This window comes from Nocardiopsis sp. NPDC006198 (assembly GCF_040613895.1).
GTDB lineage: Bacteria > Actinomycetota > Actinomycetes > Streptosporangiales > Streptosporangiaceae > Nocardiopsis > Nocardiopsis tropica.
The window spans coordinates 1-23,693 of the sequence record NZ_JBEXSY010000005.1 but is presented as its reverse complement, the minus strand read 5'-3'; the positions used below and the strand labels follow the sequence as shown (position 1 = coordinate 23,693).

The 23,693-nt window shown below is 74.7% G+C and carries 24 protein-coding genes; 13 read left to right on the top strand and 11 right to left on the bottom strand.

What is annotated here, in order from left to right; genetic code table 11:
- The first annotated feature begins 113 nt into the window (after positions 1-113).
- From ABZ234_RS05410 to ABZ234_RS05400, 3 genes are all read left to right on the top strand, one after another.
- Positions 114-1,763 (top strand): ATP-binding protein, encoded by a 1,650-nt coding sequence (locus tag ABZ234_RS05410; protein ID WP_355011119.1) that lies wholly within the window; start codon positions 114-116, stop codon positions 1,761-1,763.
- Positions 1,764-1,791: 28 nt separating this feature from the next.
- Positions 1,792-2,499, top strand: coding sequence for a response regulator transcription factor (locus tag ABZ234_RS05405; RefSeq protein ID WP_267947859.1), 708 nt, complete (start codon positions 1,792-1,794; stop codon positions 2,497-2,499).
- A 113-nt stretch (positions 2,500-2,612) separates the two neighbouring features.
- Complete coding sequence (locus tag ABZ234_RS05400) at positions 2,613-3,899, top strand: alpha/beta hydrolase (protein WP_355011118.1); 1,287 nt, start codon at positions 2,613-2,615, stop codon at positions 3,897-3,899.
- A 140-nt stretch (positions 3,900-4,039) separates the two neighbouring features.
- On the opposite strand, the gene ABZ234_RS05395 is transcribed toward ABZ234_RS05400, so the two are convergent.
- Together ABZ234_RS05395 and ABZ234_RS05390 are read right to left on the bottom strand one after the other, a co-directional pair.
- Positions 4,040-4,888, bottom strand: a complete 849-nt coding sequence (locus ABZ234_RS05395) for an ABC transporter permease (RefSeq protein ID WP_355011117.1) — start codon at positions 4,886-4,888, stop codon at positions 4,040-4,042.
- 65 nt (positions 4,889-4,953) lie between these two features.
- Complete coding sequence (locus ABZ234_RS05390) at positions 4,954-6,093, bottom strand: ATP-binding cassette domain-containing protein (RefSeq protein WP_355011116.1); 1,140 nt, start codon at positions 6,091-6,093, stop codon at positions 4,954-4,956.
- Between the two features lie 121 nt (positions 6,094-6,214).
- On the opposite strand from ABZ234_RS05390, the gene ABZ234_RS05385 reads away from it, so the two are divergent.
- Together ABZ234_RS05385 and ABZ234_RS05380 are read left to right on the top strand one after the other, a co-directional pair.
- Positions 6,215-6,412: a hypothetical protein gene (locus ABZ234_RS05385; RefSeq protein ID WP_355011115.1), complete on the top strand. Its 198-nt coding sequence runs from the start codon at positions 6,215-6,217 to the stop codon at positions 6,410-6,412.
- 44 nt (positions 6,413-6,456) lie between these two features.
- The gene (locus tag ABZ234_RS05380; RefSeq protein WP_344185459.1) at positions 6,457-6,651 is read left to right on the top strand and encodes a DUF1918 domain-containing protein; all 195 of its coding nucleotides are present in this window, start codon (positions 6,457-6,459) and stop codon (positions 6,649-6,651) included.
- 119 nt (positions 6,652-6,770) lie between these two features.
- On the opposite strand, the gene ABZ234_RS05375 is transcribed toward ABZ234_RS05380, so the two are convergent.
- The 3 genes from ABZ234_RS05375 to ABZ234_RS05365 form a co-directional block, all read right to left on the bottom strand.
- On the bottom strand, positions 6,771-7,262 hold the full coding sequence (locus ABZ234_RS05375; protein WP_344185460.1) for an FBP domain-containing protein: 492 nt from the start codon (positions 7,260-7,262) through the stop codon (positions 6,771-6,773).
- Between the two features lie 75 nt (positions 7,263-7,337).
- The gene (locus ABZ234_RS05370; protein ID WP_355011114.1) at positions 7,338-8,417 is read right to left on the bottom strand and encodes a DUF2293 domain-containing protein; all 1,080 of its coding nucleotides are present in this window, start codon (positions 8,415-8,417) and stop codon (positions 7,338-7,340) included.
- Positions 8,418-8,578: 161 nt separating this feature from the next.
- Positions 8,579-8,782 carry a hypothetical protein gene (locus tag ABZ234_RS05365; RefSeq protein WP_267947851.1) on the bottom strand — a complete coding sequence of 68 codons (204 nt, stop codon included), beginning with the start codon at positions 8,780-8,782 and terminating at the stop codon, positions 8,579-8,581.
- A gap of 364 nt (positions 8,783-9,146) precedes the next feature.
- On the opposite strand from ABZ234_RS05365, the gene ABZ234_RS05360 reads away from it, so the two are divergent.
- The gene (locus tag ABZ234_RS05360; RefSeq protein ID WP_267947849.1) at positions 9,147-10,013 is read left to right on the top strand and encodes an LLM class F420-dependent oxidoreductase; all 867 of its coding nucleotides are present in this window, start codon (positions 9,147-9,149) and stop codon (positions 10,011-10,013) included.
- Positions 10,014-10,035: 22 nt separating this feature from the next.
- Here the strand turns inward: ABZ234_RS05360 and ABZ234_RS05355 are convergent, their stop codons facing one another.
- The 3 genes from ABZ234_RS05355 to ABZ234_RS05345 all read right to left on the bottom strand — a co-directional run bounded on the left by ABZ234_RS05355 (position 10,036) and on the right by ABZ234_RS05345 (position 12,549).
- Entirely contained in the window at positions 10,036-11,115 is a 1,080-nt protein-coding gene (locus tag ABZ234_RS05355) for an ArsO family NAD(P)H-dependent flavin-containing monooxygenase (protein ID WP_344185463.1), read from the bottom strand.
- A 67-nt stretch (positions 11,116-11,182) separates the two neighbouring features.
- On the bottom strand, positions 11,183-12,265 hold the full coding sequence (arsB, locus tag ABZ234_RS05350; RefSeq protein WP_355011113.1) for an ACR3 family arsenite efflux transporter: 1,083 nt from the start codon (positions 12,263-12,265) through the stop codon (positions 11,183-11,185).
- Positions 12,265-12,549, bottom strand: a complete 285-nt coding sequence (locus ABZ234_RS05345; protein WP_267947846.1) for a metalloregulator ArsR/SmtB family transcription factor — start codon at positions 12,547-12,549, stop codon at positions 12,265-12,267. The genes arsB and ABZ234_RS05345 overlap by 1 nt, the downstream gene beginning before the upstream one ends.
- A 101-nt stretch (positions 12,550-12,650) precedes the next feature.
- Between ABZ234_RS05345 and ABZ234_RS05340 the strand changes: the two genes are divergently transcribed.
- Positions 12,651-13,067 carry an arsenate reductase ArsC gene (locus ABZ234_RS05340; protein ID WP_267947845.1) on the top strand — a complete coding sequence of 139 codons (417 nt, stop codon included), beginning with the start codon at positions 12,651-12,653 and terminating at the stop codon, positions 13,065-13,067.
- Positions 13,068-13,319: 252 nt separating this feature from the next.
- A complete protein-coding gene (locus ABZ234_RS05335; RefSeq protein WP_344176519.1) occupies positions 13,320-13,973 on the top strand; it encodes an HNH endonuclease family protein in 654 nt (217 codons plus the stop codon).
- Between the two features lie 22 nt (positions 13,974-13,995).
- Here ABZ234_RS05335 and ABZ234_RS05330 read toward each other — a convergent pair whose 3' ends face one another.
- From ABZ234_RS05330 to ABZ234_RS05320, 3 genes are read right to left on the bottom strand one after another with little or no spacing between them, the layout of a single operon-like run.
- Positions 13,996-15,516, bottom strand: coding sequence for a tripartite tricarboxylate transporter permease (locus ABZ234_RS05330; protein WP_355011112.1), 1,521 nt, complete (start codon positions 15,514-15,516; stop codon positions 13,996-13,998).
- A gap of 8 nt (positions 15,517-15,524) precedes the next feature.
- On the bottom strand, positions 15,525-16,178 hold the full coding sequence (locus tag ABZ234_RS05325; RefSeq protein ID WP_355011111.1) for a tripartite tricarboxylate transporter TctB family protein: 654 nt from the start codon (positions 16,176-16,178) through the stop codon (positions 15,525-15,527).
- Positions 16,175-17,188: a tripartite tricarboxylate transporter substrate binding protein gene (locus ABZ234_RS05320; protein WP_355011110.1), complete on the bottom strand. Its 1,014-nt coding sequence runs from the start codon at positions 17,186-17,188 to the stop codon at positions 16,175-16,177. Before ABZ234_RS05320 ends, ABZ234_RS05325 begins: the two co-directional genes overlap by 4 nt.
- A 141-nt stretch (positions 17,189-17,329) precedes the next feature.
- Between ABZ234_RS05320 and ABZ234_RS05315 the strand changes: the two genes are divergently transcribed.
- The 5 genes from ABZ234_RS05315 (at position 17,330) to ABZ234_RS05295 (ending at position 23,586) form a co-directional block, all read left to right on the top strand.
- Positions 17,330-18,223, top strand: a complete 894-nt coding sequence (locus tag ABZ234_RS05315; RefSeq protein WP_344176527.1) for a LysR family transcriptional regulator — start codon at positions 17,330-17,332, stop codon at positions 18,221-18,223.
- Between the two features lie 136 nt (positions 18,224-18,359).
- Positions 18,360-19,265: a 5-dehydro-4-deoxyglucarate dehydratase gene (gene kdgD / locus ABZ234_RS05310; protein ID WP_355011209.1), complete on the top strand. Its 906-nt coding sequence runs from the start codon at positions 18,360-18,362 to the stop codon at positions 19,263-19,265.
- 73 nt (positions 19,266-19,338) lie between these two features.
- Complete coding sequence (locus tag ABZ234_RS05305) at positions 19,339-20,943, top strand: aldehyde dehydrogenase (NADP(+)) (protein ID WP_355011109.1); 1,605 nt, start codon at positions 19,339-19,341, stop codon at positions 20,941-20,943.
- Positions 20,940-22,271, top strand: a complete 1,332-nt coding sequence (locus ABZ234_RS05300) for an enolase C-terminal domain-like protein (protein ID WP_344176531.1) — start codon at positions 20,940-20,942, stop codon at positions 22,269-22,271. The genes ABZ234_RS05305 and ABZ234_RS05300 overlap by 4 nt, the downstream gene beginning before the upstream one ends.
- Positions 22,272-22,392: 121 nt before the next feature.
- Positions 22,393-23,586 carry a mandelate racemase/muconate lactonizing enzyme family protein gene (locus ABZ234_RS05295; RefSeq protein WP_355011108.1) on the top strand — a complete coding sequence of 398 codons (1,194 nt, stop codon included), beginning with the start codon at positions 22,393-22,395 and terminating at the stop codon, positions 23,584-23,586.
- Positions 23,587-23,693 lie beyond the last annotated feature (107 nt).

The following is a 23,693-nucleotide window of genomic DNA, read 5'->3' as shown; positions in this document are numbered from 1 at the left end:
GGACCGCCGCCCGGGCGGGGCCGCGGACACCCCTCCCCCGCCCGCCGCCCTCCCGGCCGGGCCGGGAGGGCCCGCGGCGGCCCCGGCCCCCGCCGTCCGGCTAGCCTGTGCGCATGCGGGAAGGCACGCGCGAGACCGTGCTCCGGTGGGGCCGCCCGGCCGCCGGGGCGGCCCTGTGGACCCTGCTCGGGGCGCTCACCGTCGTCGAGCTGTTCGACTCCCGCGACCGGCCCCCGGTGTTCGAGGCGCTCGCCCTGGTCCTCGCCCTGGCCGTCTCCGCCGTCCTGTCCCGTTCGCACCCGCTGACCGCCCTGGGCGTCATGCTCTCCGCGGCGGTCCTCCAGATGACGGCGTCCGGGGTGCTCCTGGTGGAGACCTTCGTCCTCACGCCGTGGCTGGCGCTGCTGCCGCTGGCGTTCCTGGCCGGGCTGCGCTCCGAACGGGTGCGCCCGGTGACCGCGATGGTGGTGGCGGCGTGCGTGTTCACCCTGGCCGTGTTCGCCGCCACGGGACTCCTGTCCGGCTACGACACGCGCACCTTCCTGTCCCGCTCCGTGGACTGGCTGGGCGGGGCGCTGACCGTCGCCCTGACCACGGTCACCCCGTGGCTCCTCGGCCGCTACCTGCTGCTGCGCGGACGCCTGGCGCGGGACGGCTGGGCCATCGCCGAGCGGATGGAGCGCGCCCGCGCCGCGGACGCCGACCGCGCCCGCCTCCGGGAGCGGGCCCGGATCGCGACGCGGATGCACGACTCCCTGGGGCACGACCTGGCGCTGATCGCGGTGCGCGCCGCGGCCCTGGAGATGTCCGCGCCCGACGGCTCGGACCGACGGAACGCCGCCGCCGAGCTGCGCACCGCCGCCCACGAGGCCAACCTGCGCCTGCGCGAGGTCATCGGCGTGCTGCGCGAGGGCGACGGCGACGCGCCCGCCGAACCGGTGGCCGCCCTGGTGCGGCGCGCCGCCGACGCGGGCATGCCGGTCCGGCTCCTGCGGGAGGGGACCGACCCCGACCCGGGTTCGCCGGGCGGCGCCGCCGTGCACCGGGTCGTCCAGGAGGCGCTCACCAACGCGGCCAAGTACGCGCCGGGGTCCGAGGTCACCGTGCGGGTCGTCCGGGAGGGCGGGCTGACCCGGGTGTCCGTCCTCGACACCGGGCCTCCGGGCGCGATGCCGGCCCTCCCGGCCCGCCGGGGTCCGGAGGGGTCCGGCCTGGCCGGGCTGCGCTCGCTCGTGGAGGGGTTGGGCGGGGACCTCGCCACCGGGCCCGCCGACGGCGCCCCCGGCCGGGGGTTCTCCGTGCGGGCGACCGTCCCCGACGCCCCCTCCGGCGGGGACGGCGCCGGGCCGGCGCCGGGGGGCCCGGCCGGGGTGGACGCGCCGTCGCAGACGCGGCGCGCCCACGCCGAGGCCCGGGCCCGTGCCCGCCGGCGGCTGGTGGCCGCCGTGGCCGTCCCCGCCGCCCTCGGGGCCGGGGCCGCCCTGGCGGGGTTCGCGCTGCTGTGGTGGGTCGGGACGAACAGCGTCCTGCCGCCGGAGGCGTACGGACGAATCTCCGTCGGCGACGACCGGGCCCTGGTCGAACAGGAGCTGCCCCGCTTCGCGTACCCCCGCCAGTCGGTCGACGACCGGCCGCCCGACCCGCCGGGCTCCGTGTGCTCCTACTACCTGGTCCGCCACGAGAACGGGCTGCCGCCGGTCTACCGGCTGTGCTTCGCGGACGGCGTCCTCGTCGCCAAGGACGAGATCCGGCGCTTCGAGTGAGGGGGCGCGCCGCCGGTAGGGTGTCCGGGTGAACGCGACAGACGGTGGACGCGACGCGGGCGTCGCGGGCACGACGCTGCGCGTCGTCCTCGCCGACGACGAGGCGATGATGCGCGCGGGCCTCCGCGCCATCCTGTCCTCGGTGCCCGGCATCGAGGTCGTGGGAGAGGCCGCCGACGGCGCCGCCGCCGTGGCCCTGGTGGCGGAGCACCGGCCCGACATCGCCCTGCTCGACGTCCAGATGCCCGGCACGGACGGCCTGGCGGCGACGGAGGCGATCGTCGCGGAGTACCCGGGGACGGCGGTCGTCGTCCTCACCACCTTCTCCGAGGACGCCTACATCGGCCGGGCCCTGGCGGGGGGCGCCGACGGGTTCGTCCTCAAGAGCGGGGACCCCCAGCAGCTGGTGGCGGGGCTGCGCGCCGTCGCGGACGGCGGCGCCTACCTGTCGCCGGAGGTGGCGCGCCGGGTGATCGACGAACTCGACGCCTCCGGCCCCCGCCTGTCCCGGGCGTCGGCCGCCCGCGAGCGGGTGGGCCGGCTCACCGCGCGCGAGCGCGAGGTGCTGGCGCTGGTCGGCGAGGGCTGCTCGAACGACGAGGTCGCCCGCCGCCTCGCCATCGCCCCGGGCACCGTGAAGGTGCACGTGGGGGCCATCCTCACCGGGCTCGGCGTCCGCAACCGGGTCCAGGCCGCCGTCCTCGCCCACGAGGCCGGGCTGCTCCGGGGGCGCTGACGCCTCCCCGGCCGGGGAGGCGCGGCCCTCCGCCCGCCTACCCCTTTGTGCCTATCCGCCCGCTGCCGTCCAGGCGATGTGCGGGGGCGCCCCGGAGGGCGAGGATGCTGCACATGATCAGCACTGGCTCCGCCGGGAGGAAGCGCGCACTCGCCTACGGGTCCGCCGCGCTCGTCCTCACCGCGACGTTCTCCGCCCCCGCCGCCATCACCGCCGCCACCAACCCGGGAAGCGTGGTCCTCCACCCTCCCGAGCCCACCGGTCCGCACCCGGTCGGCCGCACGGACCTCCACCTCGTCGACCCCGGCCGCGGCCACCCCTGGGCGGAGGGCTCCGACGACAGGGACCTCACGGTGAGCGTCTGGTACCCGGCCGTGGACGGCGGGGAGGAGCGGGCCCCGTACATGACCAGGTCTCTCCAGGGAGCGCTGCGGAGCGAGCTGGAGCAGGTCGGGCTCCACCGCGACACCGTGGACCTGGAGTCGTCCCGCGCCAACGCCCTCCTGGACGCGGACGCCGCGGCCGACGCGGGCCCCTTCCCCGTCGTCCTCTTCTCCCCCGGCTTCCGGATGAACCGGTTCCTCAACACCTCGAACGCCGAGGAGCTCGCCTCCCACGGCTACGCGGTCGTGTCCATGGACCACACCTACGAGACGCCCGCCGTCGACCTGCCGGACGGGCGCGTCATCCGGACCCGGGTCCCGGACACGGAGACGGAGACCTACCAGGAGGCCATCGCGGTCCGGACGGCGGACGCCCGCTTCGTCCTGGACCAGGTGGCGGAACTGGCCGCCGGGCGCAACCCCGACGTGGACGGCCGGGAACTGCCCGCCGGCCTGGGCGGTTCCCTCGACACCGACGCCCTGGGCATGTTCGGCCACTCCGCCGGGGGCCTGACCACGGCCGAGACGATGCTGGTGGACGACCGGATCGACGCGGGCGTCGACCTGGACGGCACCCTCTCGTACCACACGGGCGACGGGGTGTGGGCGGACTCCACCCTGGAGGGGGCGGACCGGCCGTTCGCGATCCTCGACGCCGGGCTGTCGGGTATCCGGCGCCTGCCGCACAACAGCGGGTACAACGAGGCCTTCCAGAGGTTCGTGCAGGCCTCGTCCGCCCCCGTCCTGGAGCTGTACACGGCCGACGGCGAGCACATGGGCTACACGGACCACCAGTGGATCCTGCCCGCCCTCGCCGAGGTCCACCGCCCGGACTCGAACGCGTGGCACGAGGCGGTCGAGGCGGGCATCGGCACGATCGACCCCGAGGAGTCGGTGCGGACCCAGCGCGCCTACATCACGGCGTTCTTCGACGCCCACCTGCGCGGCGAGGACGTGCCGCTGCTCGACGGGCCCTCCGCCGACTTCCCCGCCGTGGAGTTCGTGGAACAGCCCTGACCGGCGCCCGCCCCGGGCGGGGGGCCGGGCGGCGTGCCCCCGCCGCCCGGCCCGCCGTACCGGGCCCCGGCCGGCCCCTCGCGGAATGCGGGGAGGACGCGCCGGGGCGCGGGGCGCACGGAAGCGGGCTGCGGGGCCGGCTAGACGTCGCGGACGCGCAGCTCGGTGCGGGCCACGATCTGCGCGGCCACGGCCCAGCCCACCACCGCCAGGATGTTCACCGGCCCGTCGTAGGGCGCCGTGTAGAACCCCACGTCGCCCCCCGCGTAGAACTCGACGCCGGCCAGTCCCGGCATCAGCGACGCGGCGTCGCCGATCGCCTGCACCTGGGACAGCTGCATGACCATCGGCAGGCCCAGCAGCACCAGGAAACCCAGGGTGATCGTGCCCGGCATGCTCCGCAGGGCCGTGCCGACACCGGTGAACAGCACCGCGAACAGCGCCATGCACAGGCCCGCGCCCAGCGCCGCCACCACCGCCTCCGGCACGTCGACGCCCGCGTACGGGGCCACGAACCCCGCCAGCACCGCCACCCCCACCAGGGTCGAGAGCACCCCCACCCCGAAGGCCAGGCCCGCGGACACCAGCGTGCGCGCCGCCAGCACCACTTCCCGCCTCGGCCGCCACAGCAGCGTGCTCGTGACGCTCTGGTTGGCGAACTCACCGGTGGAGGCGAGCGCCGCGAGGACCAGCACCGCGAACTGCACCAGGTAGTAGTGCCCCTGGGAGGTGAGCCGCATGAACGCGGCGCTGTCCGCCTCGTCCGGGTTCTCCAGGATGCGCGTCAGCTCGGTGTAGCCCATCAGGGCCGCGAACACGGCCATGCCCGCCAGAGCCACCGCGACCACCGCCCAGGTGGACCGCAGCGACGACTGCCGGACCCACTCGGCCCCGGTCTCCCGGAGCAGTTCGGCGCCGGCGCGGGGCGGCCCCTCCCCGCCGGAGCTCCGGGGCGCCCCGGCCCGTCCGCCCCCGCGCGTACCGCTCATCCCGTCCCACCTTCGCATTCCGCCGCCTCCCGTGCCCTCTCCGTCCAACCGCCGTCCCGTCCGCATCAGGCCGCCGTCCCCCCGGTCCCGACCGGGGAGGCCGGGCCCGCCGCCCCGGCGCCGGTTCCCGTGCCGGAGGCCCCGGCGGACCGCCGCGCGGCCCCCGCCGCACGGGAGCCGTACTCGACGGCGTCCCCCGTGAGCTCCAGGTAGGCCTGTTCCAGCGACGCCTCCACGACCCGCAGGCCGTGGACCCGCGCGCCCGCCGCGTGCGCGTGGTCGCCGACCTCCTCCGCGCCGAGTCCGAACACGCGCAGCCCGGCGGCGGGCCCGCCGCGCTCGTCCGCCGCCCGTCCCCGGCCCGGTGCGCCGGGGACCGGCTCCCCGCCGGGGACCTCCCCCGCATCGGTGCGGTCCGTGCCGACCGCGTCCCCCGCTCCGTCCCCGCCGTCCCCGGACGCGTCCTCGACGCGCACCTCCGGGCCGGCCTTCTCCAGCCGCTCCCGCAGCCGACCGGCGTCCGGACTGCGCACCAGGACGTGCTTGCGCGACCACGCCGCGATCACGTCGTCGAGGGGGGCGTCCGCGATCAGCCTCCCCCGGCCCACGACGACCAGGTGGTCGGCGACCATCTCCATCTCGCTCATCAGGTGGCTGGAGACGAACACCGTGCGGCCCTCGGCGGCCAGCCCCCGCGTCAGGTCGCGCATCCACCGGACGCCGTCCAGGTCGAGCCCGTTCACCGGTTCGTCGAACAGGAGCACGCCCGGGTCGCCCAGCAGGGCGTCGGCGACGCCCAGCCGCTGCCTCATGCCGAGCGAGTACCCGCCGACCCTCCTGCGGTCGACCTCCGCCAGCCCGACCTCCGCCAGGACCTCGTCCACGCGGCGCCGGGGGATCCCCGCTCCCACCGCCTTCGCGGTGAGGTGCGCGCGGGCGCTGCGGCCCGGGTGCGCGGCGTCCGGGGACAGCAGTGCGCCGACCTCGCGCGAGGGGCGCGCCAGCCGTTCGTACACCCGCCCGTTGACCAGGGCCTCCCCCGACGTGGGCCGGACCAGGCCCAGCAGCACCCGCATCGTGGTGGACTTCCCGGCGCCGTTGGGCCCCAGGAACCCGGTCACCCGCCCCGGCTCGGCCGTGAACGTCAGCCCGTCCACGGCCTTCCCCCTCCCGTAGCGCTTGGTCAGGTCTCGTACGGTGATCACCGCGTCCCCTCTCTTTCCTCCGGAACCTCGGTGCACCACGCTAGGAACCGGGCCCCCCTCCCCACATCTGTGGTTCGTCGGGGCCCGACTACTCACTTGTGCCTAGAGTCCGGAGGCGCCCGTGCGCGAGACCGACCGCCGCCACGCGGAGCTGCTGTGGAGGCGCCGCCTCACGGGTCACGGGACGCGCCCCGCCGACGTCGCCGCCGCGCCGGGCGGCACCGATCCGGGGGTGGCCGCCCACGCGGCAGGGCTGTACCAGCGGGGCCTGACCCCGGTCGCCGACCCGCCCGTTTCACGGGGCCGGGACCGCGGGTAGGCCCCGTTCGAGGCCGGACCGACCCGGCCGGAACGGGGGAGGACATGCGGGCGTCCGTCGGCGACCACGTGCACATGCACGGCGTCACCAGCACAGAGGGGCAGCACACCGGGGAGATCGTGGAGGTGCGCGGGGCCGAGGACGGCCCCCCGTACGTGGTGCGGTTCCCGAACGGCCAGGAGCGGTTGGTCTACCCCGGGCCGGACACGGTGGTGGAGCCCCGCAAACCGGTGGACTGACGGCGGCACGGGGCGGCGGGGAGGCCGCCGCCCCGTGCCGGGAGGGCCGCCCGTCCGGGGACGGGGCCCCGAGCGCCCCGCACGCGGCGGTCCCGCCGGCCGCTCATTCGGTCACGCGGTCATCCGGTCACGCGGTCCAGGAAACCCGACAGGTTGGTCATGGCCCGCTCGATCTGCTCGTCCACGGTGAGGGACTCCTCGAACCGTCCGCCGGTCTCCGGTTCCTTCTTGCGGCGCACGTACAGCGAGCAGGCGAAGTCCGCGCACATGTGCAGCCCCACCGTGTTCCCCTCCCGCCCGGCCTTCCCCGCCCGGGGCGCGGCCATCAGGGTCACCCCCTGGCCCGGATGCGTCGTCAGGCACACCGAGCACATGCTGCGGCGCAGCCCCGTCCGCACGCTCGGCAGCCGGAACGCCACCCCCACGAGGCCCTCGTCCCGTTCGATGACCAGGTAGGCGCGCTCGTGCGCGGTGTGGTCACGCCAGCCGAGGAAGTCCAGGTCCTCCCACGGACGCGTCGCGAGGTCGCGCGGCAGGGCCAGCCTCGTCGCCTCCCCCTTGGAACAGTTGACGAACGATCCGCGGATCTCCTTCTCGGTCACAGCTCTCATGGTGGAAACGCTAGACCTGCGCGGACGTCCCCGGCAACGGGATATCCGCCGCGGGGGCCGGAGGCGCCCGTGCCGTCAGGCACCCGGGGGGACACCCTCCCCGCCCCACGCGGCCAGCACCCGGTCGATGCGGTCCGCGATGCGGGAGCGCGCCTCCTCGCGGGGGACGCCGGCCATCAGCAGTTCGTCGTAGTCGGTGTCCTCGTGCCGGATCGACGCCACGACCGCGCGGCGCACCGCCCCAGGGTCCAGGGCGCGGCCCGCCGCCGACCGGCCCACCCTTCCGCTGCCGCGGGTGCCCGCGTGCTCGGCGATCCGCAGCGCGCGGCCGTCCGGGCACCCCGGGAACCGGAGGGCGATCTCCTCGGCGAAGCGCCCCTGGAACTCCACGTCCTGCGCCGCGCGGCGGACCGCGTCCCGCTCGCGTCGGCGCTCCCGGACGTCCTCGTCCGCCAGGCACAGGGCCTCGGCCCTCTCCAGCGCGGACTCCTCCACGAGCAGGCCCGTCCTCCGGTGCTTGCGGCGGGAGGGGACCCAGCGCATGACGACCGCCGAGAGCCCGCTCTCCTTCTTCGCGCGGCGGGTGAGCGCGGCGTCGCCCGCCGGCAGGAAGACGAGGTGGTCCATGTCGGTGCAGGACAGGCAGTGCGGGGCGTCGTCCTCCCTGCACTGCAGGTCCGTCCCGGGCTCCCCGCAGGAGGCGCACTCCCACGGCCCCGCGGACTCCAGCACGACGAGGTCGGGGGCCTTGGTACGGCGCTTCTCCTCCCGCTTGCGCTGCGCCCCGGTCGCGTCGGGCGAGGTCCAGTGGGCCCGGAAGGCCTCTTCCCAGCGCGGATCCCCGTCGGCCGTGAACCGCAGGTCGCGCCGCTCACGGGACGCGGCGAGGTACTCGCCCTCCTCCCGCGTCATGCGCTGCCGCTCGGCCCACGCGCGCAGGAGCTCGACGGCCTCGCGCTGCCGGGCGGCGGGCGCCTGGACGAGCGCGCCGAGGGAGTCGGCGCGCCCCTGGCGCCAGGTGTCGAGGGCCTTGTCCGTGACCCATCCCAGGGAGGTGAACGCGTCCAGCACGGACACCGCCCCGCGCCGTGCGACGGCGCCGGTCGCGGCGGCCGCCACCCTGCGTCCCAGCTTCGTCTCCAGATCCGGCTGCATGCCCGTGTTCCCCGACCGTTCCGCTCATCCGACGTCTCGGCGCACCAGCCTAGTGTCGCCTCCGCCCGGGGCGGTCCGGCCTTCGCACCCGGCGGGCGGGACGGCGGGGCGAAGCTCCGGGACGCCCGCCGACGTGCCCGTGAGCGCGGCGGAGCCGGGGTTCAGTCCCGCCCGAGGAGGCGGGCGACGTGGAGAACGGCACCGGAGGCGAGGGCGGCGAGTGCCAGCGAAGCGGCGAAGGAGGCGCCCCAGAGGACGACGCCCTCCAGCGCGACCCACTCCTCGAGGGCGCGGCGGGTGGCCTCCCGGGACACCATGAACACGAGCACGAAGACCGCGAAGGAGACGACGGAGGAGATCCTCACCCTGCCTCCTCCCCGCTGCCCGGTGCCGGCTCCGGCACGGCCCACACCCTATCCGGGGCGTGCCGCAGGCCGTGAACCGGGACCGGGACGCCGCGACACCCCCACCGGCTCGCGCGGCGCCACACGGAGGGCCCCGTGGCGGTCCGCGCCCTCCCCTTCGTGTCGGAGGGGCTGCGCGCGTGTCCTGCCCGGCGGCGGCACCCCCGCCGCCGGGGAGGACGAGGCGGCCGTCCGGGCACGCGCCGCGCGCCCGAGGAACCGGGCGGCACGCGTCCCGGCCGTGTCACACCCCGGCCCGGCCGGGGCCGCGGGCGCACACTGGGCACGGGCCCGGACACCGCCGGGCCCGCGTCGAGGAGGACACATGGAACTCGGTCTGCACATAGCCGACTTCACCTGGGCCGGCGGGGCCCCCGCACTGGGCCGCACGCTCGCCGAGACGGCCCGCCACGCCGAGGCGGCGGGGATCGCCCGCATCACCGTGATGGACCACCTGTGGCAGATGGGCGACGCCACCGGCCCCCGCGAGAACGACATGCTGGAGGCCTACACCACCCTCGGGTTCCTGGCCGCGAACACCGAGCGGGTGCTGCTGCACACCCTGGTCACGGCGGCCGTGTACCGGCATCCCGGCGTCCTGGCCAAGCAGGTCAGCACCCTGGACGTGCTCTCCGGCGGCCGGGCCGGGCTGGGCATCGGCGCCGCCTGGTACGAGGACGAGGCACGCGGGCTCGGCATCCCGTTCCCGCCGACGGCCGAGCGGTTCACACGCCTGGAGGAGACCCTCCAGATCTGCCTCCAGATGTGGGGCGACGGCGACGGCGCCTACCAGAGCGAGCACTACCAGCTGGCCCGCACCCTGAACTCGCCGCAGAACCTCTCCGTCCCGCACCCGTACCTGATGGTCGGCGGCACGGGCGAGCGCAAGACCCTGCGGCTGGTCGCGCAGTACGCGGACGCCTGCAACCTCTTCGGCGGCCCCGAGGCCCGGCACAAGCTCGACGTCCTCAGGGGCCACTGCGACGCGGTGGGCCGCGACTACGACACGATCGAGAAGACCGCCACGTTCCCCTTCACGCCGAACACGACCCGGGGCGCCCTGGTCGGACAGCTGCTGGACCTGCGGGAGGCCGGGTTCACGGTGGCGTACGCGTTCGGCCAGGGGTTCCCGGACCCCCGCCGCGCGATCGACCTGCTGACCTCGGCGCTCCCCGAGGTCGCCGAGGCGTAGGCCGCGCCTCCGCGGCCCGGCCCTAGCGCTCCCCGGCCTCCAGGTCGGCGACGATCCCGGCGACGGCCTCCTTGGCGGTGCGGCCCGCGCCGATGAGGGTGGCCGAGGCCGCCCCGGTCCAGTCGCCGTACCCCAGGAGGGTCAGGCGCGGCTCGTCCGCGGAGCGGGTCCCGTCCAGGGCGATCCGCCCCTCGCCGGCCGACGGCACGAGCGGGGCGAGGTGGTCGAGTACCGGACGGAAGCCGGTGCACCACAGGATCGCGTCGCAGTCCAGGACCGTGCCGTCGGCCCAGGCCACGCCCGTGGCGGTGACCCGGTCGAACATCGGCTCCGCCTCGAGGGCGCCTCGGGCGCGTGCCTCGCGCACGCCCGGCACGGCGACGATGTCGCCGAGGTCCCCGGGGCCGGGGGCCCCGGCCCCCGAGCCGTCGCGAACGGCCCTCTGGCGCCGGGTGGCGATGGCGAACAGCGCCCGGCCGTCCACGTCGTCGGGCAGGAACCGCGGCGGCCGGGAGGTCGTCCACGTGGTCGTGGCGACCTCGGAGAGTTCGGCGAGGATCTGCGCGGCCGAGTTGCCGCCGCCGACGACCACCACCCGCCGCCCCGCGAACGCGCCGGGGCCCCGGTAGTCCGCGGTGTGCGCCTGGACGCCCCCGAAGTCCTCGCGGCCCGGGACGGAGGGGATGTACGGGGCCCTCCACGTCCCGGTCGCGCTGACGACGTGCCGGGCGTGCCAGGTCCGCGTACCGGCGCGGACCGCGAGTCCGCCGGGTTCGCGCTCCACGCCCGTGACGGTCACCGGGCGGCGCACCGGCAGCCCGTAGCGCCGCTCGTACGCGGACAGGTACCGGGCGACGTGCCCGGCCGAGGGGTACTCCCGCCCCTCCTCCCTCGGCATCCACCAGCCGGGCAGCATGCTGTGCTCCGCCGGGGAGAACAGCCGCAGCGACCCCCAGTACTCGTTCCAGGACCCGCCCGGCCGCGTCCCGGCGTCCAGGACGACGAAGTCGGCCCCCGCCCTCCTCAGGTAGTACCCCGCGGCGAGCCCGGCCTGGCCTCCGCCGACCACCACCGCGTCGAACCTGTGGTCACGCGCGTCCATCCCGTCCCCTCCGTGCTCCGTCCCACCGTGCCCGTCCCCGTCGCCCGGTCCTCCCCCGGCGGCCCTCCTACCTCCGACCGGGGGCGAACCTCCGCCGCCAGGCCAGGGAGACGTAGACCAGGGCGATGAGCACGGGCACCTCGATGAGGGGGCCCACCACTCCGGCCAGGGCCTGGCCCGAGGTGACGCCGAAGGTCGCGATCGCCACCGCGATGGCCAGCTCGAAGTTGTTGCCCGCCGCGGTGAAGGCCAGCGTGGCGGTGCGGTCGTAGTTCATCCCGATCGCCTTGCCGAAGGCGAAACTGCCGAACCACATGAGGGCGAAGTAGGCCAGCAGCGGGACCGCGATGCGCACCACGTCCAGCGGCCGGCCGGTGATCCTGTCCCCTTGCAGGGCGAAGAGCAGGACGATGGTGAACAGCAGCCCGTACAGGGCCCAGGGACCGATCCGGGGCAGGAACGCCGACTCGTAGCGCTCCCGGCCCATCCTCCTCTCCCCGAGCAGGCGGGTCAGGAACCCCGCCGCCAGGGGGATACCGAGGAAGACGACCACGTTGAGGGCGATCAGCCAGGGACCGACGTCCAGTCCGTCGGTGTCCAGGCCCAGCCACCCGGGGAGCAGGTCGAGGTAGAACCAGCCGAGCACACCGAACACGAGCACCTGGAAGACGGAGTTGAGCGCCACCAGGACGGCGGCGGCCTCGCGGTCGCCGCAGGCCAGGTCGTTCCAGATGACGACCATGGCGATACAGCGGGCCAGACCGACGATGATCAGGCCGGTGCGGTACTCGGGCAGGTCGGCCAGGAAGATCCACGCCAGGGCGAACATCACCGCGGGGCCCACGACCCAGTTGACCACCAGGGAGGACACGAGCAGCCGTGTGTCGCGGGTGACGGTGTCCAGCCGGTCGTAGCGGACCTTGGCCAGCACCGGGTACATCATGACGAGCAGTCCCAGGGCGATGGGCAGCGAGATCCCGCCGACCTCCATCGCCGCCAGGGCCTCGTTCAGCCCGGGGACCAGGCGGCCCAGGCCCAGGCCGACAGCCATGGCGAGCAGGATCCACACCGCCAGGAACCGGTCCAGGACCGAGAGCCCGGCGGCGACGGACCCGTCCGTGCCGCCGGTGGTCTTGTCGGTCGGGGTCATCAGCACGGCCTCCGGTTCCCGGCCGCGCCGGAGGAACGGGCCGTGGCGGCCAGTCCGGCCAGCCCCTCGGAGAGGGTCTCCAGTGCCTCGGGGCGGAGCCGGTAGTAGGTGAACCGGCCGCAGGGCTCGGTCTCCACCACCCCCGCCTCGCGCAGGATCCGCAGGTGGTTGGACAGGTTGGTCTGCCGGGCCCCGGTCTCCTCCACGAGGTGGGTCGTGCACAGGGTCTCGCGGGCCAGCAGGGTCACGATCCTCAGGCGCAGGGGGTCGGAGAGCACTCTCATCGAGTCAGCATTCACTGATATCAGCACATGCTGATATTATCGCACCGTCAGCTCCCGAGCACACGTGCCACCGCACCCGGAACCCGACAGGGGCCATCACCATGGGCGACCACGACAAGCCGTCGGTCCTGTTCGTCTGCGTGCACAACGCCGGACGCTCCCAGATGGCCGCGGCCTGGCTCCGCCACCTGTCCGGGGGCCGGATCGAGGTCCGCTCGGCGGGCTCCGCCCCCGCCGACTCGCTCAACCCCGCCGTCGTCGAGGCCATGGCCGAGGTCGGCGTCGACATCACCGGCCAACGCCCCCGGGTCCTCACCCCCGAGGCCGTCGAGGCCTCCGACGTGTGCGTCACGATGGGATGCGGCGACGCCTGCCCGTTCTTCCCCGGCAAGCGCTACCTGGACTGGGACCTGCCCGACCCCGCAGGCCGGGGCGTGGAGGCCGTCCGCCCCATCCGCGACGAGATCAGGAGGCGCGTCGAGGCCCTCGTCGGCGAGCTCGTGCCCGGCGGGGCCTGACCGCCGCGCCCCTCCGTCCGGGACCGCCGCGGCGGGATCCCCCCTCCGCCCGGCGCCCGCCCCGGACGCCCGCGTATCGGACCCGCGCTGCTCACACCGCGTGCATGACCGATACACCGCGCCCGCCGGGGGCCTTGCCCCGGCTTCCCCCGGTCTGCACCCGGCCCCGGGGCCCGTGACGGGCGGCCGCGTTTCCACGGGCACCGTACGGTGCAGACCCTTCACACACAGCAACCGATGTGAAGGATTCCCTTGCGCCCGTCAGCTCTCACCGCAACAGCCGGCGCCCTCGGCCTCGCCGTCCTCGCCCTCTCCCCCGCCACCGCCCACGCGGCCGCGCCCGTCCCCCTCGCCGACGCCGTCGCGGCGCTGCCCGTCGCCGGCGAGAGCCGGGAGGGCTACGACCGCTCCCTGTTCCCGCACTGGACCGACCAGGACCGCGACGGCTGCAACACCCGTATGGAGGTCCTGATCGCCGAGGCCACCACCGCCCCCGAGGCCGACGAGCGGTGCCGCCTCACCGGGGGCGAGTGGCAGAGCTACTACGACGACCGCGTCCACACCGAGGCGCGGGGGCTCGACATCGACCACATGGTGCCCCTCGCCGAGGCCTGGGACTCCGGGGCCTCGGAGTGGACCACCGAGCGGCGCCGCGCCTACGCCAACGACCTCGACGAGGAGGTCGCCCTGGTCGCGGTCACCGCGGGGGAGAACCGCGCCAAGGCCGACAAGGACCCGGCCCAGTGGCTGCCCCCGTCGGAGGCCGCCCTGTGCCGGTACGTCACCGAGTGGACCACCGTGAAGACGCGCTGGTCGCTCAGCGTCGACCAGGCCGAGGCGGACGTGCTCGCGACGACCGCCGCGGAGTGCCCCGACGCCGTGGTCGACACCGTGCCCGCGGCCTGACCCGCCCGCCCGGGCGGGCGGGTCAGGCGTCCGCCTTCTCCCGCTCCGCCCGGGCGGTCCCGCGCCGCGCCCTGAACAGCTTCTGCGCGAGCGGGAGGAGGACCACGACGGCCAGCAGCAGGAACAGCGTGCCGGAGATCGGCCGGGTGAGGAACCCGGTCGGGTCCCCGTCGAAGACGAGGAGCGAGCGGCGCAGCGAGGTCTCCAGCAGGGACCCGAGGACGAACGCGAGCACCAGCGGGCCGGGCTCGAAGCCGAACTTCTTCATCAGGTAGCCGACCAGGCCGAACACCACCACGAGGGCGATGTCGAAGACGCTGTTGCGGACCGTGTAGACGCCCACCAGCGTGATCAGCACGGTGATCGGGGCGAGGATGCTCCCCCGGACCCGCAGGATCTTCACGAACAGCCCCACCAGCGGGATGCTCATGATCAGCAGCAGGATGTTCCCGATGTACATCGAGTTCACCACGCCCCAGAACAGGTCGGGGTCCTCGGAGACCAGCTGCGGCCCGGGGGTCACGCCCTGGATCATGAGCGCGCCGAAGATCATCGCCATCGTGGCGTTGGCGGGGATCCCGAGCGTGAGCAGCGGGATGAAGGAGGAGGTCGCGGCCGCGTTGTTCGCCGACTCCGGCGCGGCCACGCCCTCGACCGCTCCGTGGCCGAAGCGCTCGGGCGTCTTGGACCGGCGCTTCTCCAGCGCGTACGCCGCGAGGGACGACAGCGTGGCGCCGCCGCCGGGGAGGATGCCGAGGAAGAAGCCGAGCACGGAGCCGCGGCCGATCGCCCCGGACGACTGGCGCAGGTCGGCGCGGGAGGGCCACGCGTTGGCCACCCTGGCCGGGGCGACCGTGCCCTTCCTCCGCTCCTCCAGGTTGTAGAGGATCTCGCCGAGGCCGAAGACGCCCATCGCGATCGGGACGAAGTCGAGCCCGTCCGCCAGGGAGAGGGACTCGAAGGTGAACCGCTCCGCGCCCGTGAACATGTCGCGTCCGACCGTGGCCAGGAGGAGGCCGAGGCACGCGGCGACGATCGCCTTCACGCGCCCGCCGTTGCTGACCGTGGCGACCAGCAGGATGCCCAGCAGGGCCAGCGCCGTGTACTCCGGGGGGCCGAAGTCCAGGGCGAAACCCGCGACCACGGGCGCGAGCAGCGACAGGGCCACGATCGACACCGTGCCGCCCACGAAGGACCCGATCGCCGCGATGCCGAGCGCGGTCCCCGCCCTGCCCTTGCGCGCCAGGGCGTGGCCGTCGAAGACGGTCACCACGGAGGAGGCCTCGCCGGGGAGCCGGAGCAGGACGGAGGTGATGGTGCCGCCGTACTGGGCCCCGTAGAAGATGCCCGCGAGCATGATGATCGCGGTCACCGGCTCCACCCCGAAGGTGAGGGGCAGCAGGATCGCGATGGTCGCCGCCGGGCCGAGTCCGGGGAGCACGCCGACCAGCATCCCGACCACGACGCCGAGCAGGCAGTAGAGCAGGTTGGCCGGTTCGAGGACGACGCCGAACCCGTCGACCACGGGGGTCAGGAAATCCATCGTCGCTCCTAGAAGAGATGGGGGATCGGCACTGCCAGGACAGCGACGAAGAGCAGGTAGAAGGCGACCACGATGCCGAGGCTGGTCAGGACGGACAGGCGCCAGGACTCGCCGCCGATGAACCGCAGCCACACGAAGGCCAGCACCGCGGCCGGGATCTCGAAGCCGATCACCCCGACGAGGGAGGCGAAGGCCGCCATGGTGGCCAGGCCGGCCAGGACCGCCCAGCTGGACGAGGAGAACCTCTCGGCGTCCCGGGTCCGCCGCGCCTGGAACACCAGGGCGGCGCCGAGGCAGGTGATCGCCGCGCTGACCAGGAACGGCCACATGCCGGCGGAGGGGGCCGACGCCTCGCCCAGGCCGAGCGACCACGAGCCGGCCAGCCCGGCGGCGCCGAGGGCGACGACCACGAGGGCGACCACGATGTTGGTCACGGGTCCCGCGGGGGGCGGTGCGGGCTCCTCGGCCGTCTCCGGTTCGCCGGGACCGGGCCCGGACGGTTCACCGGTCTCCGCCCCGTCCGGGCCCCGCCGTCCGTCGGGGGCCTCCGTCGCGCCGGAGGCCCCGGCGACGCGGCCGGACCCCTCCGGCGCCCCCGGCACGGCGGCGGCCTCCTCAGCGCCCGCGCCGGCCTCCGGGCTCCCGCCCCGCGAGGTGATCACTGCGAACCGCCGAGGTCGATGCCGTACTCCTCCGTCATGGACCGGTACGACTCCAGGGAGGACGTCCACTCCTCGACCACCTGGTCGCCGGGGATCTCGTGGGCGGTGAGCAGGTTGTCCTCGTTGAAGGCCCGGTACTGCTCGGTGGCGAACGCGGCCTCGCACGCCTCGCGCAGGCGCTCCAGGACGTCGTCGGGGGTACCGGAGGGGGCGGCGAGCGCGCGGTACTGGGCCACCTCGACCTCGTACCCCTCCTCGACGGCGGTGGGGACGTCCTCCAGGAACTCGTTGCGCTCCGCGGAGAAGGTGAGGAGGGCGTTCAGCTCACCGGCCTCGATCTGCCCGATCGCCTCGCCGAGCTGGATCGCGGCGACGTCCACCTGGTCGCCGAGGACGGCGGTGAGCGTGGGCGCGCCGCTGTTGAAGGGGACGGCGGTGCCGGAGATCCCGGCCTGGTTGAAGAGGAGCTCCTGGGCGAGCTGGCTGCCCGTGCCCACCCCGGTGGTGCCGAACTTGAGGTCGTCCCCGGCGTCCTCCAGGTCCGCGAGCGTCTCCAGGCCGGAGGCGGGGGACGAGACCAGCACGTAGTCGTCGCGGGAGATCCCGGCGACCACCTCGAAGTCGTCGATGGCGACGGCCTCGTCCTCGGAGACCGCGAGGGGGGTGATCGCGGTCAGGGAGGCGTTGACGAGCAGCAGGTTCTGGCCGTCCGGCTCCTGGCCCGCGACCTCGTTGGCCGCCAGGGCGCCGTTGGCGCCGGGGGTGTTGACCACGGGGGCGGCGACGCCGAGGTCGTCCGTGAGGCCCTCGGCCAGGGCGCGGGCGATCAGGTCGGTGCTCCCGCCCGGGTCCTGCCCGACGGCGATCGTGATCGGCCCGCTCGGGAACTCGCCCCCCGCCGCGCCGCCGGACAGGTTCCCGCCGCACGCGGCGACGGAGAGGGACAGAGCCGCGGTGAGCCCGAGGACCGCCCCTGGACGTGCGGTTCTCTTCCCTGGCGCCTGGGTCATGCGAACTCCTTCGATCCGGCGGGTGCCCGCCACTTCGTGCACTGTGAGTGCCGTCACGTTCGTGAGTGTCTGGCAGCCTAAGAGGAGTCATCCATGCATGTCCAAGGCAAATACGGCATAAGATGATACCTTTCTGGCATCATGTTCTCCTTCGACCAGCTGCGCGGCTTCGTCGCCGTCGCCGAGGAACTGCACTTCGGGCGGGCGGCCGAACGGCTCTCCATGACGCAACCCCCTCTGAGCCGCCAGATCCAGAAGCTCGAACGCACGGTCGGCGTGCAGCTGCTGGAGCGCGACCGCCGGCGCGTGTCCCTGACCGCGGCGGGCGAGGCGTTCCTCATCGAGGCCCGCCGGCTGCTCACCCTGGCGGAGAGCGCGCCGGACCACGCCCGGCGGATCTCGGCGGGGTCGAGCGGGACGCTCAGGATCGGGTTCACCGCGGCGTCGTCCTACGGCCCCCTCGGCGGGCTCCTGAACCGCCTGGAGGAGGTTCTGCCGGAGATCAACATCGAGCTGTTCGAGATGGTCACCCGCGAACAGGTGGCGGCGCTCCTCAACGAGGAGGTCGACCTCGGTCTGGCGCGGCCCCCCTTCGACACCGAGCTGTTCGGCTCCCGGGTCCAGCACCGCGAGCGGATGCTGGTCGCCGTGCCGGAGGGCCACCCCCTGGCGCGGCACGCGGGTCCCGTGGCCGCGGAGGAGCTGGTCGACGTGCCGCTGATCATGCACTCGCCGACCAGGGCCCGCTACTTCTACGACCTCGTGGTGCGCCTGGTCCCCATCTCCCACCAGAACGTCGTGCACACGGTCAGCCAGGTCCTGACCATGGTGTGGCTGGTGGCCGCCGGGAGGGGGGTCGCGTTCGTGCCCCGGTCGGCGACCGGGCTGGGCATCGACGGCGTCGCCTACCTGGAGATCGCGGACCTGCCGGAGGACCCGGTCGAACTCCACCTGCTGTGGCTGCGGGAGTCGCGCAACCCCGCCGTGCGGCGGGCCCTGGAGGCATGGCCCCCGGAGGGGGCCGCCTTGCCGTGATACCCGTCCGGTATCAGTTAATGCCCAACAACTCTTGGACAGCATCGAACGCTTCTCCGTACGGTAACGGCAACACCGCCCCGGCCCCTGCCAGGGAGACCCCGACCTGCCGACCTAAGGATGACGTGTGACTCTGATGCACCCCGGTGAGCTGGCGACCCGGCTCAAGTCCGGCCTCCTCTCGTTCCCCGTCACCCACTTCGACCAGGACCTCGCGTTCGACGAGACCCGCTACCGCGAGCACCTCGCGTGGCAGTCGGGCTTCGGCGTGGCCGGGCTGTTCGCGGCCGGGGGCACGGGCGAGGGCTTCTCGCTGACCTCGCCCGAGATCGACCGGGTCGTGCGCACCGCGGTCGACGAGGTCGCCGGGGCGGTGCCCGTGCTCGCCCCCGCGACCGGCGGGACGGCGACGGCGAAGGCACAGGCCAGGGCCGCCCAGGAGGCGGGGGCGGACGGGATCCTGCTGCTGCCCCCCTACCTGACCGAGGCCGGGCAGGCCGGGCTGGTCGAGCACGTCACGGCCGTCTGCTCGGCCACCGACCTGGGGGTCATCGTCTACAGCCGCGCCAACGCGGTGTTCACCGACGAGAGCGTCGCGGCCCTCGCCGACCGCAACCCCAACCTGATCGGCCTCAAGGACGGCGTCGGGGACGTCGAGCTGATGACGCGGATCTACGCCAAGGTCGGCGACCGGCTGATGTACGTGGGCGGGCTGCCCACCGCGGAGACCTTCGCCCTGCCCCTGCTCCAGCTCGGGGTCAGCACGTACTCCTCCGCGCTGTACAACTTCCTCCCCGAGTTCGCCCTCGGGTTCTTCGAGTCGGTGCGCGCCCAGGACCGCGAGGCGGTCTACCGCAAGCTCAACGACTTCGTGATCCCCTACCTCGACATCCGCGACCGGACGCGCGGCTACGCCGTGTCCATCGTCAAGGCCGGCCTGAACGCCGTCGGCCGCGACGGCGGCCGGGTCAGGCCGCCCCTGAGCGACCTCAGCCCCGCCGAGACCGACGAACTGGCCGCTCTCATCGCCAAGGTCTCCTGAGCCGGAACCCCGGACAGAACCCGCCGCACCCCTACCAGGAGGTACCGCAGTGCCCGTCGAAGGAAGATCGCTCGTGGCCGGGGAACCGGTCGAGGGGAACTCCGGTTCCCTCCTCGCCACCGACCCCGCCACCGGTGAGGAGGTCGGACCGGCCTTCGGCCTGGTCGGTTCCGCGCAGATCGAGGCCGCGACGCGGGCGGCCGAGGCCGCCTTCGACGCCTTCCGGTCCCAGACCCCGGCGGAGCGGGCCGCCTTCCTCCGCAGGATCGCCGACAACATCGACGGGATCGGCGAGGAGCTGACCGCGCGGGCCGTGCGGGAGACCGGCCTCCCGGCGGCGCGGCTGGAGGGCGAGCGGGGCCGCACCGTCGGCCAGCTGCGGATGTTCGCCGACGTGGTGGAGCAGGGGGACGCCCTCCAGGCGCGCATCGACCCCGCCCTCCCCGACCGGCGCCCCGCCCCCCGCCCCGACGTCCGCCAGGCCCACGTTCCGCTGGGCCCCGTGGTGGTCTTCGGGGCGAGCAACTTCCCCCTCGCCTTCTCCACCGCGGGCGGCGACACCGCCTCGGCGCTCGCGGCGGGCTGCCCGGTCGTGGTGAAGGCCCACAACGCCCACCCCGGCACCGCGGAGCTGGTCGGCCGGGCGGTCGCCCGGGCGGTCGCGGACAGCGGGCTCCCCGGAGGCGTGTTCTCCCTGCTGTTCGGCGAGGGCAACGGGATCGGGCAGGCCCTCGCGGCCGACCCGCGCGTCAAGGCCGTGGCGTTCACGGGCTCGCGCGCCGGGGGCCTCGCGCTCATGCGGACCGCCGCCGCCCGCCCCGAACCCGTCCCCGTGTTCGCCGAGATGTCCTCCTCCAACCCGGTCGTCGTCCTGCCGGGCGCGCTGGCCGGCGGCGCGGCCGAGGAGCTGGCGGAGGCGTACGTGGGCTCGCTGACCCTCGGAGCGGGCCAGTTCTGCACCAACCCGGGGCTCGTCCTCGTCCCCGCCACGCCCGACGGCGACCGCTTCTTCGCCGCCGCCGAGCGGCTGGTCACGGAGGCCACCGGGCAGACCATGCTCACCGGCCCCATCGCCGCCGCACGCGCCGCGGGCACGGACGCCCTCGCCGCCGAGCCCGACGTCGAGACGGTCGCCACCGGGACCGACGGCCCCGGCCCGAACGCGCTCGCGCCGATGCTCCTCGCCACCGGCCTGAAGTCGTTCACCACCCGGCCCCGCCTCCAGGAGGAGGTCTTCGGCGCGGTCGGCCTGCTGGTCCGCTACCCCGCGGACGGGCTGTCGGCCGAGGCCCTGGCGGAGTCTCTCGCCGAGGCGCTGGAGTCCTTGGAGGGACAGCTCACCGCCACCCTGCACGCCGACCCCGCGTCCGCGGACGACGCCGTCGCCGTGCGGCGGCTGATCCCCGTCCTGGAGCGCAAGGTCGGCCGCATCCTCTTCGGCGGCTGGCCCACCGGGGTCGAGGTCAACCACGCGATGGTGCACGGCGGCCCCTTCCCCGCCACGTCGGACCCGCGCAGCACCTCCGTCGGCAGCCTCGCCGTCCACAGGTTCCTGCGGCCGGTCGCCTACCAGTCCGTGCCCGACGCGTTCCTCCCGCCCGCCCTGCGCGAGGCCAACCCGTGGGGACTGAGCCGCCGCGTGGACGGCTCCGTCGTACCGGCGGAGGGGCGAGCATGAGCCCCCGGACCCCGACCGTCGTGGACCTCGAGGTGGTGCCCGTCGCCGGGCACGACAGCATGCTGCTCAACCTCAGCGGCGCCCACGGCCCCTTCTTCACCCGCAACATCGCGATCCTGACCGACAGCGAGGGCCGGACCGGGGTCGGCGAGGTCCCCGGCGGGGAGCCCATCCGGCGCACCGTCGCCGACGCCGCCGGGATGGTCGTCGGCCGCCCGGTCTCGCACGTCCACCAGGTGCTCCGCGAGATCGGGGAGGCCTTCGCCGGACGGGACGCGGGCGGGCGCGGCGAGCAGACCTTCGACCTGCGGACCACCGTCCACGCCGTCACCGCCGTCGAGTCCGCGCTCCTGGACCTCCTCGGCCAGCACCTGGAGGTCCCCGTCTGCGAGCTGCTGGGGGAGGGCCGGCAGCGGGACCGGGTCCCCATGCTCGGCTACCTCTTCTACATCGGCGACCGGGACCGGACCCCGCTCCCCTACCTAGCGGAGGCCGACCCCAAGGACGACTGGGAGCGCCTGCGGCGCGAACCGGCCCTCACCCCCGACGCGGTGGTCGCGCTCGCCGAGGCGGCGCGCGAGAGGTACGGCTTCCGCGACTTCAAGCTCAAGGGCGGGGTCCTCGCCGGGGAGGAGGAGGTGGAGACGGTGCGGGCCCTGGCCGCCCGCTTCCCCGACGCCCGGATCACCCTGGACCCCAACGGGGGCTGGCTCCTGGAGGACGCCGTCCGGCTCTGCTCGGGGCTGGACGGGGTGCTCGCCTACGCCGAGGACCCGTGCGGGGCCGAGGGGGTGTACTCCGGCCGCGAGGTGATGGCGGAGTTCCGCCGGGCCACGGGCCTGCCGACGGCGACCAACATGGTCGCCACGGACTGGCGGCAGCTCGCCCACAGCGTGCGCTCGCACGCGGTGGACATCCCGCTCGCGGACCCGCACTTCTGGACCATGCGCGGATCGGTGCGCGTCGCCCAGCTGTGCCACGAGTTCGGGCTCACCTGGGGCTCGCACTCCAACAACCACTTCGACATCTCCCTGGCGATGTTCACGCAGGTGGGCGCGGCGGCGCCGGGGAAGATCACCGCCCTGGACACCCACTGGATCTGGCAGGACGGCCAGGCACTCACCCGCGAGCCGCTCCGGATCGCGGACGGCGCGATCGAGGTGCCCACCGCCCCCGGGCTCGGCGTGGAACTCGACCGGGACGCCCTCGCGGCCGCCCACGAGCTCTACCTCGAACACGGGCTCGGGGCGCGCGACGACGCCGCGGCGATGCGGTACCTCGTCCCCGGCTGGTCCTTCGACCCCAAGCGGCCCGCGACGGTCCGGTGAGCCCCGCGTCCACCCGGGGCCTCCCCGGACCCCGCACGCGCCCGGGCCGCCACGGCCGGGGCGCGTGCGCGCGGCGGGACCCCGCCGCAGCCCTCCCGCACAACCACACCCTGGAGACACCATGACCGCCCAGCCCGGTTCCGACAGCGGGACGACCCCCCGCGCCCACGCGGCCGCGGACAGGATCAGCGAGGTCACGCTCTCGCGCGTCGACCTGCCCCTCGCCTCCCCCATCAGCGACGCCAAGGTGCTGACCGGAAGGCAGAAGCCGCTCACGTCGGTGTCGATGCTGTTCGCCGAGATCCGCACCGAGGAGGGCCTGGAGGGGGTCGGCTACACCTACTCCAAGCGCGCGGGCGGCTTCGGCCAGTACGCGCACGCCCAGGAGATCGCCCCCGAGCTGATCGGCGAGGACCCCAGCGACATCCAGCGGATCTGGACGAAGCTGGTGTGGGCGGGCGCCTCGGTCGGCCGCAGCGGGCTGGCCACCCAGGCGATCGCGGCGATCGACATCGCCCTGTGGGACCTCAAGGCCAAGCGCGCGGGGCTGCCGCTCGCCAAGCTGCTGGGCGCCCACCGCGACGCGGTGGACTGCTACAACACCTCCGGCGGGTTCCTGTCCACGCCGCTGGACCAGGTGCTCGACAACACCCGCGCCGCGCGCGCCAGCGGGATCGGCGGCATCAAGATCAAGGTCGGCCAGCCGGACTGGCGCGCCGACCTGGCCCGCGTCTCCGCCGTCCGCGAGGAGCTGGGCGACTTCCCGCTGATGGTGGACGCCAACCAGCAGTGGAACCGCAGCACCGCCGTGCGGATGGGCCGGGTGCTGGAGGAGTTCGACCTCATCTGGATCGAGGAGCCCCTCGACGCCTACGACTCCGAGGGCCACGCGGCGCTCGCCCGGGAGCTGGCGACGCCGATCGCGACCGGCGAGATGCTGACCAGCGCGGCCGAGCACGAGGAGCTGATCCGGGCGGGCGCGGTCGACTTCATGCAGCCGGACGCCGCGCGCGTCGGCGGGATCACGCCGTTCCTGAAGATCATGGCCCGCGGCCAGCAGGCGGGAATCCGGATGGCGCCGCACTTCGCCATGGAGATCCACCTGCACCTGGCCGCCGCCTACGAGATCGACCCCTGGGTGGAGCACTTCGACTGGCTCCAGCCGCTGTTCGACGAGCGGCTGGAGATCGAGGACGGGCGCATGCTCGTCCCCGGCCGCCCCGGCCTGGGCTTCACGATCAGCGACCAGGCCCGTGCCTGGACCGACCAGAGCGTCCGCGTCGACGCCGACGGGCGCACCACCCTCTCGGGCTGACCCCGCCCGGCAGGGCCATCGGCTGCGTGATCAGGGAGCGCAGTCCGTGGGTGAGCCGCGACGACCTGGGGGTGAGCACCTGGAGGACCGTGCCCCGGAGCGCGTTG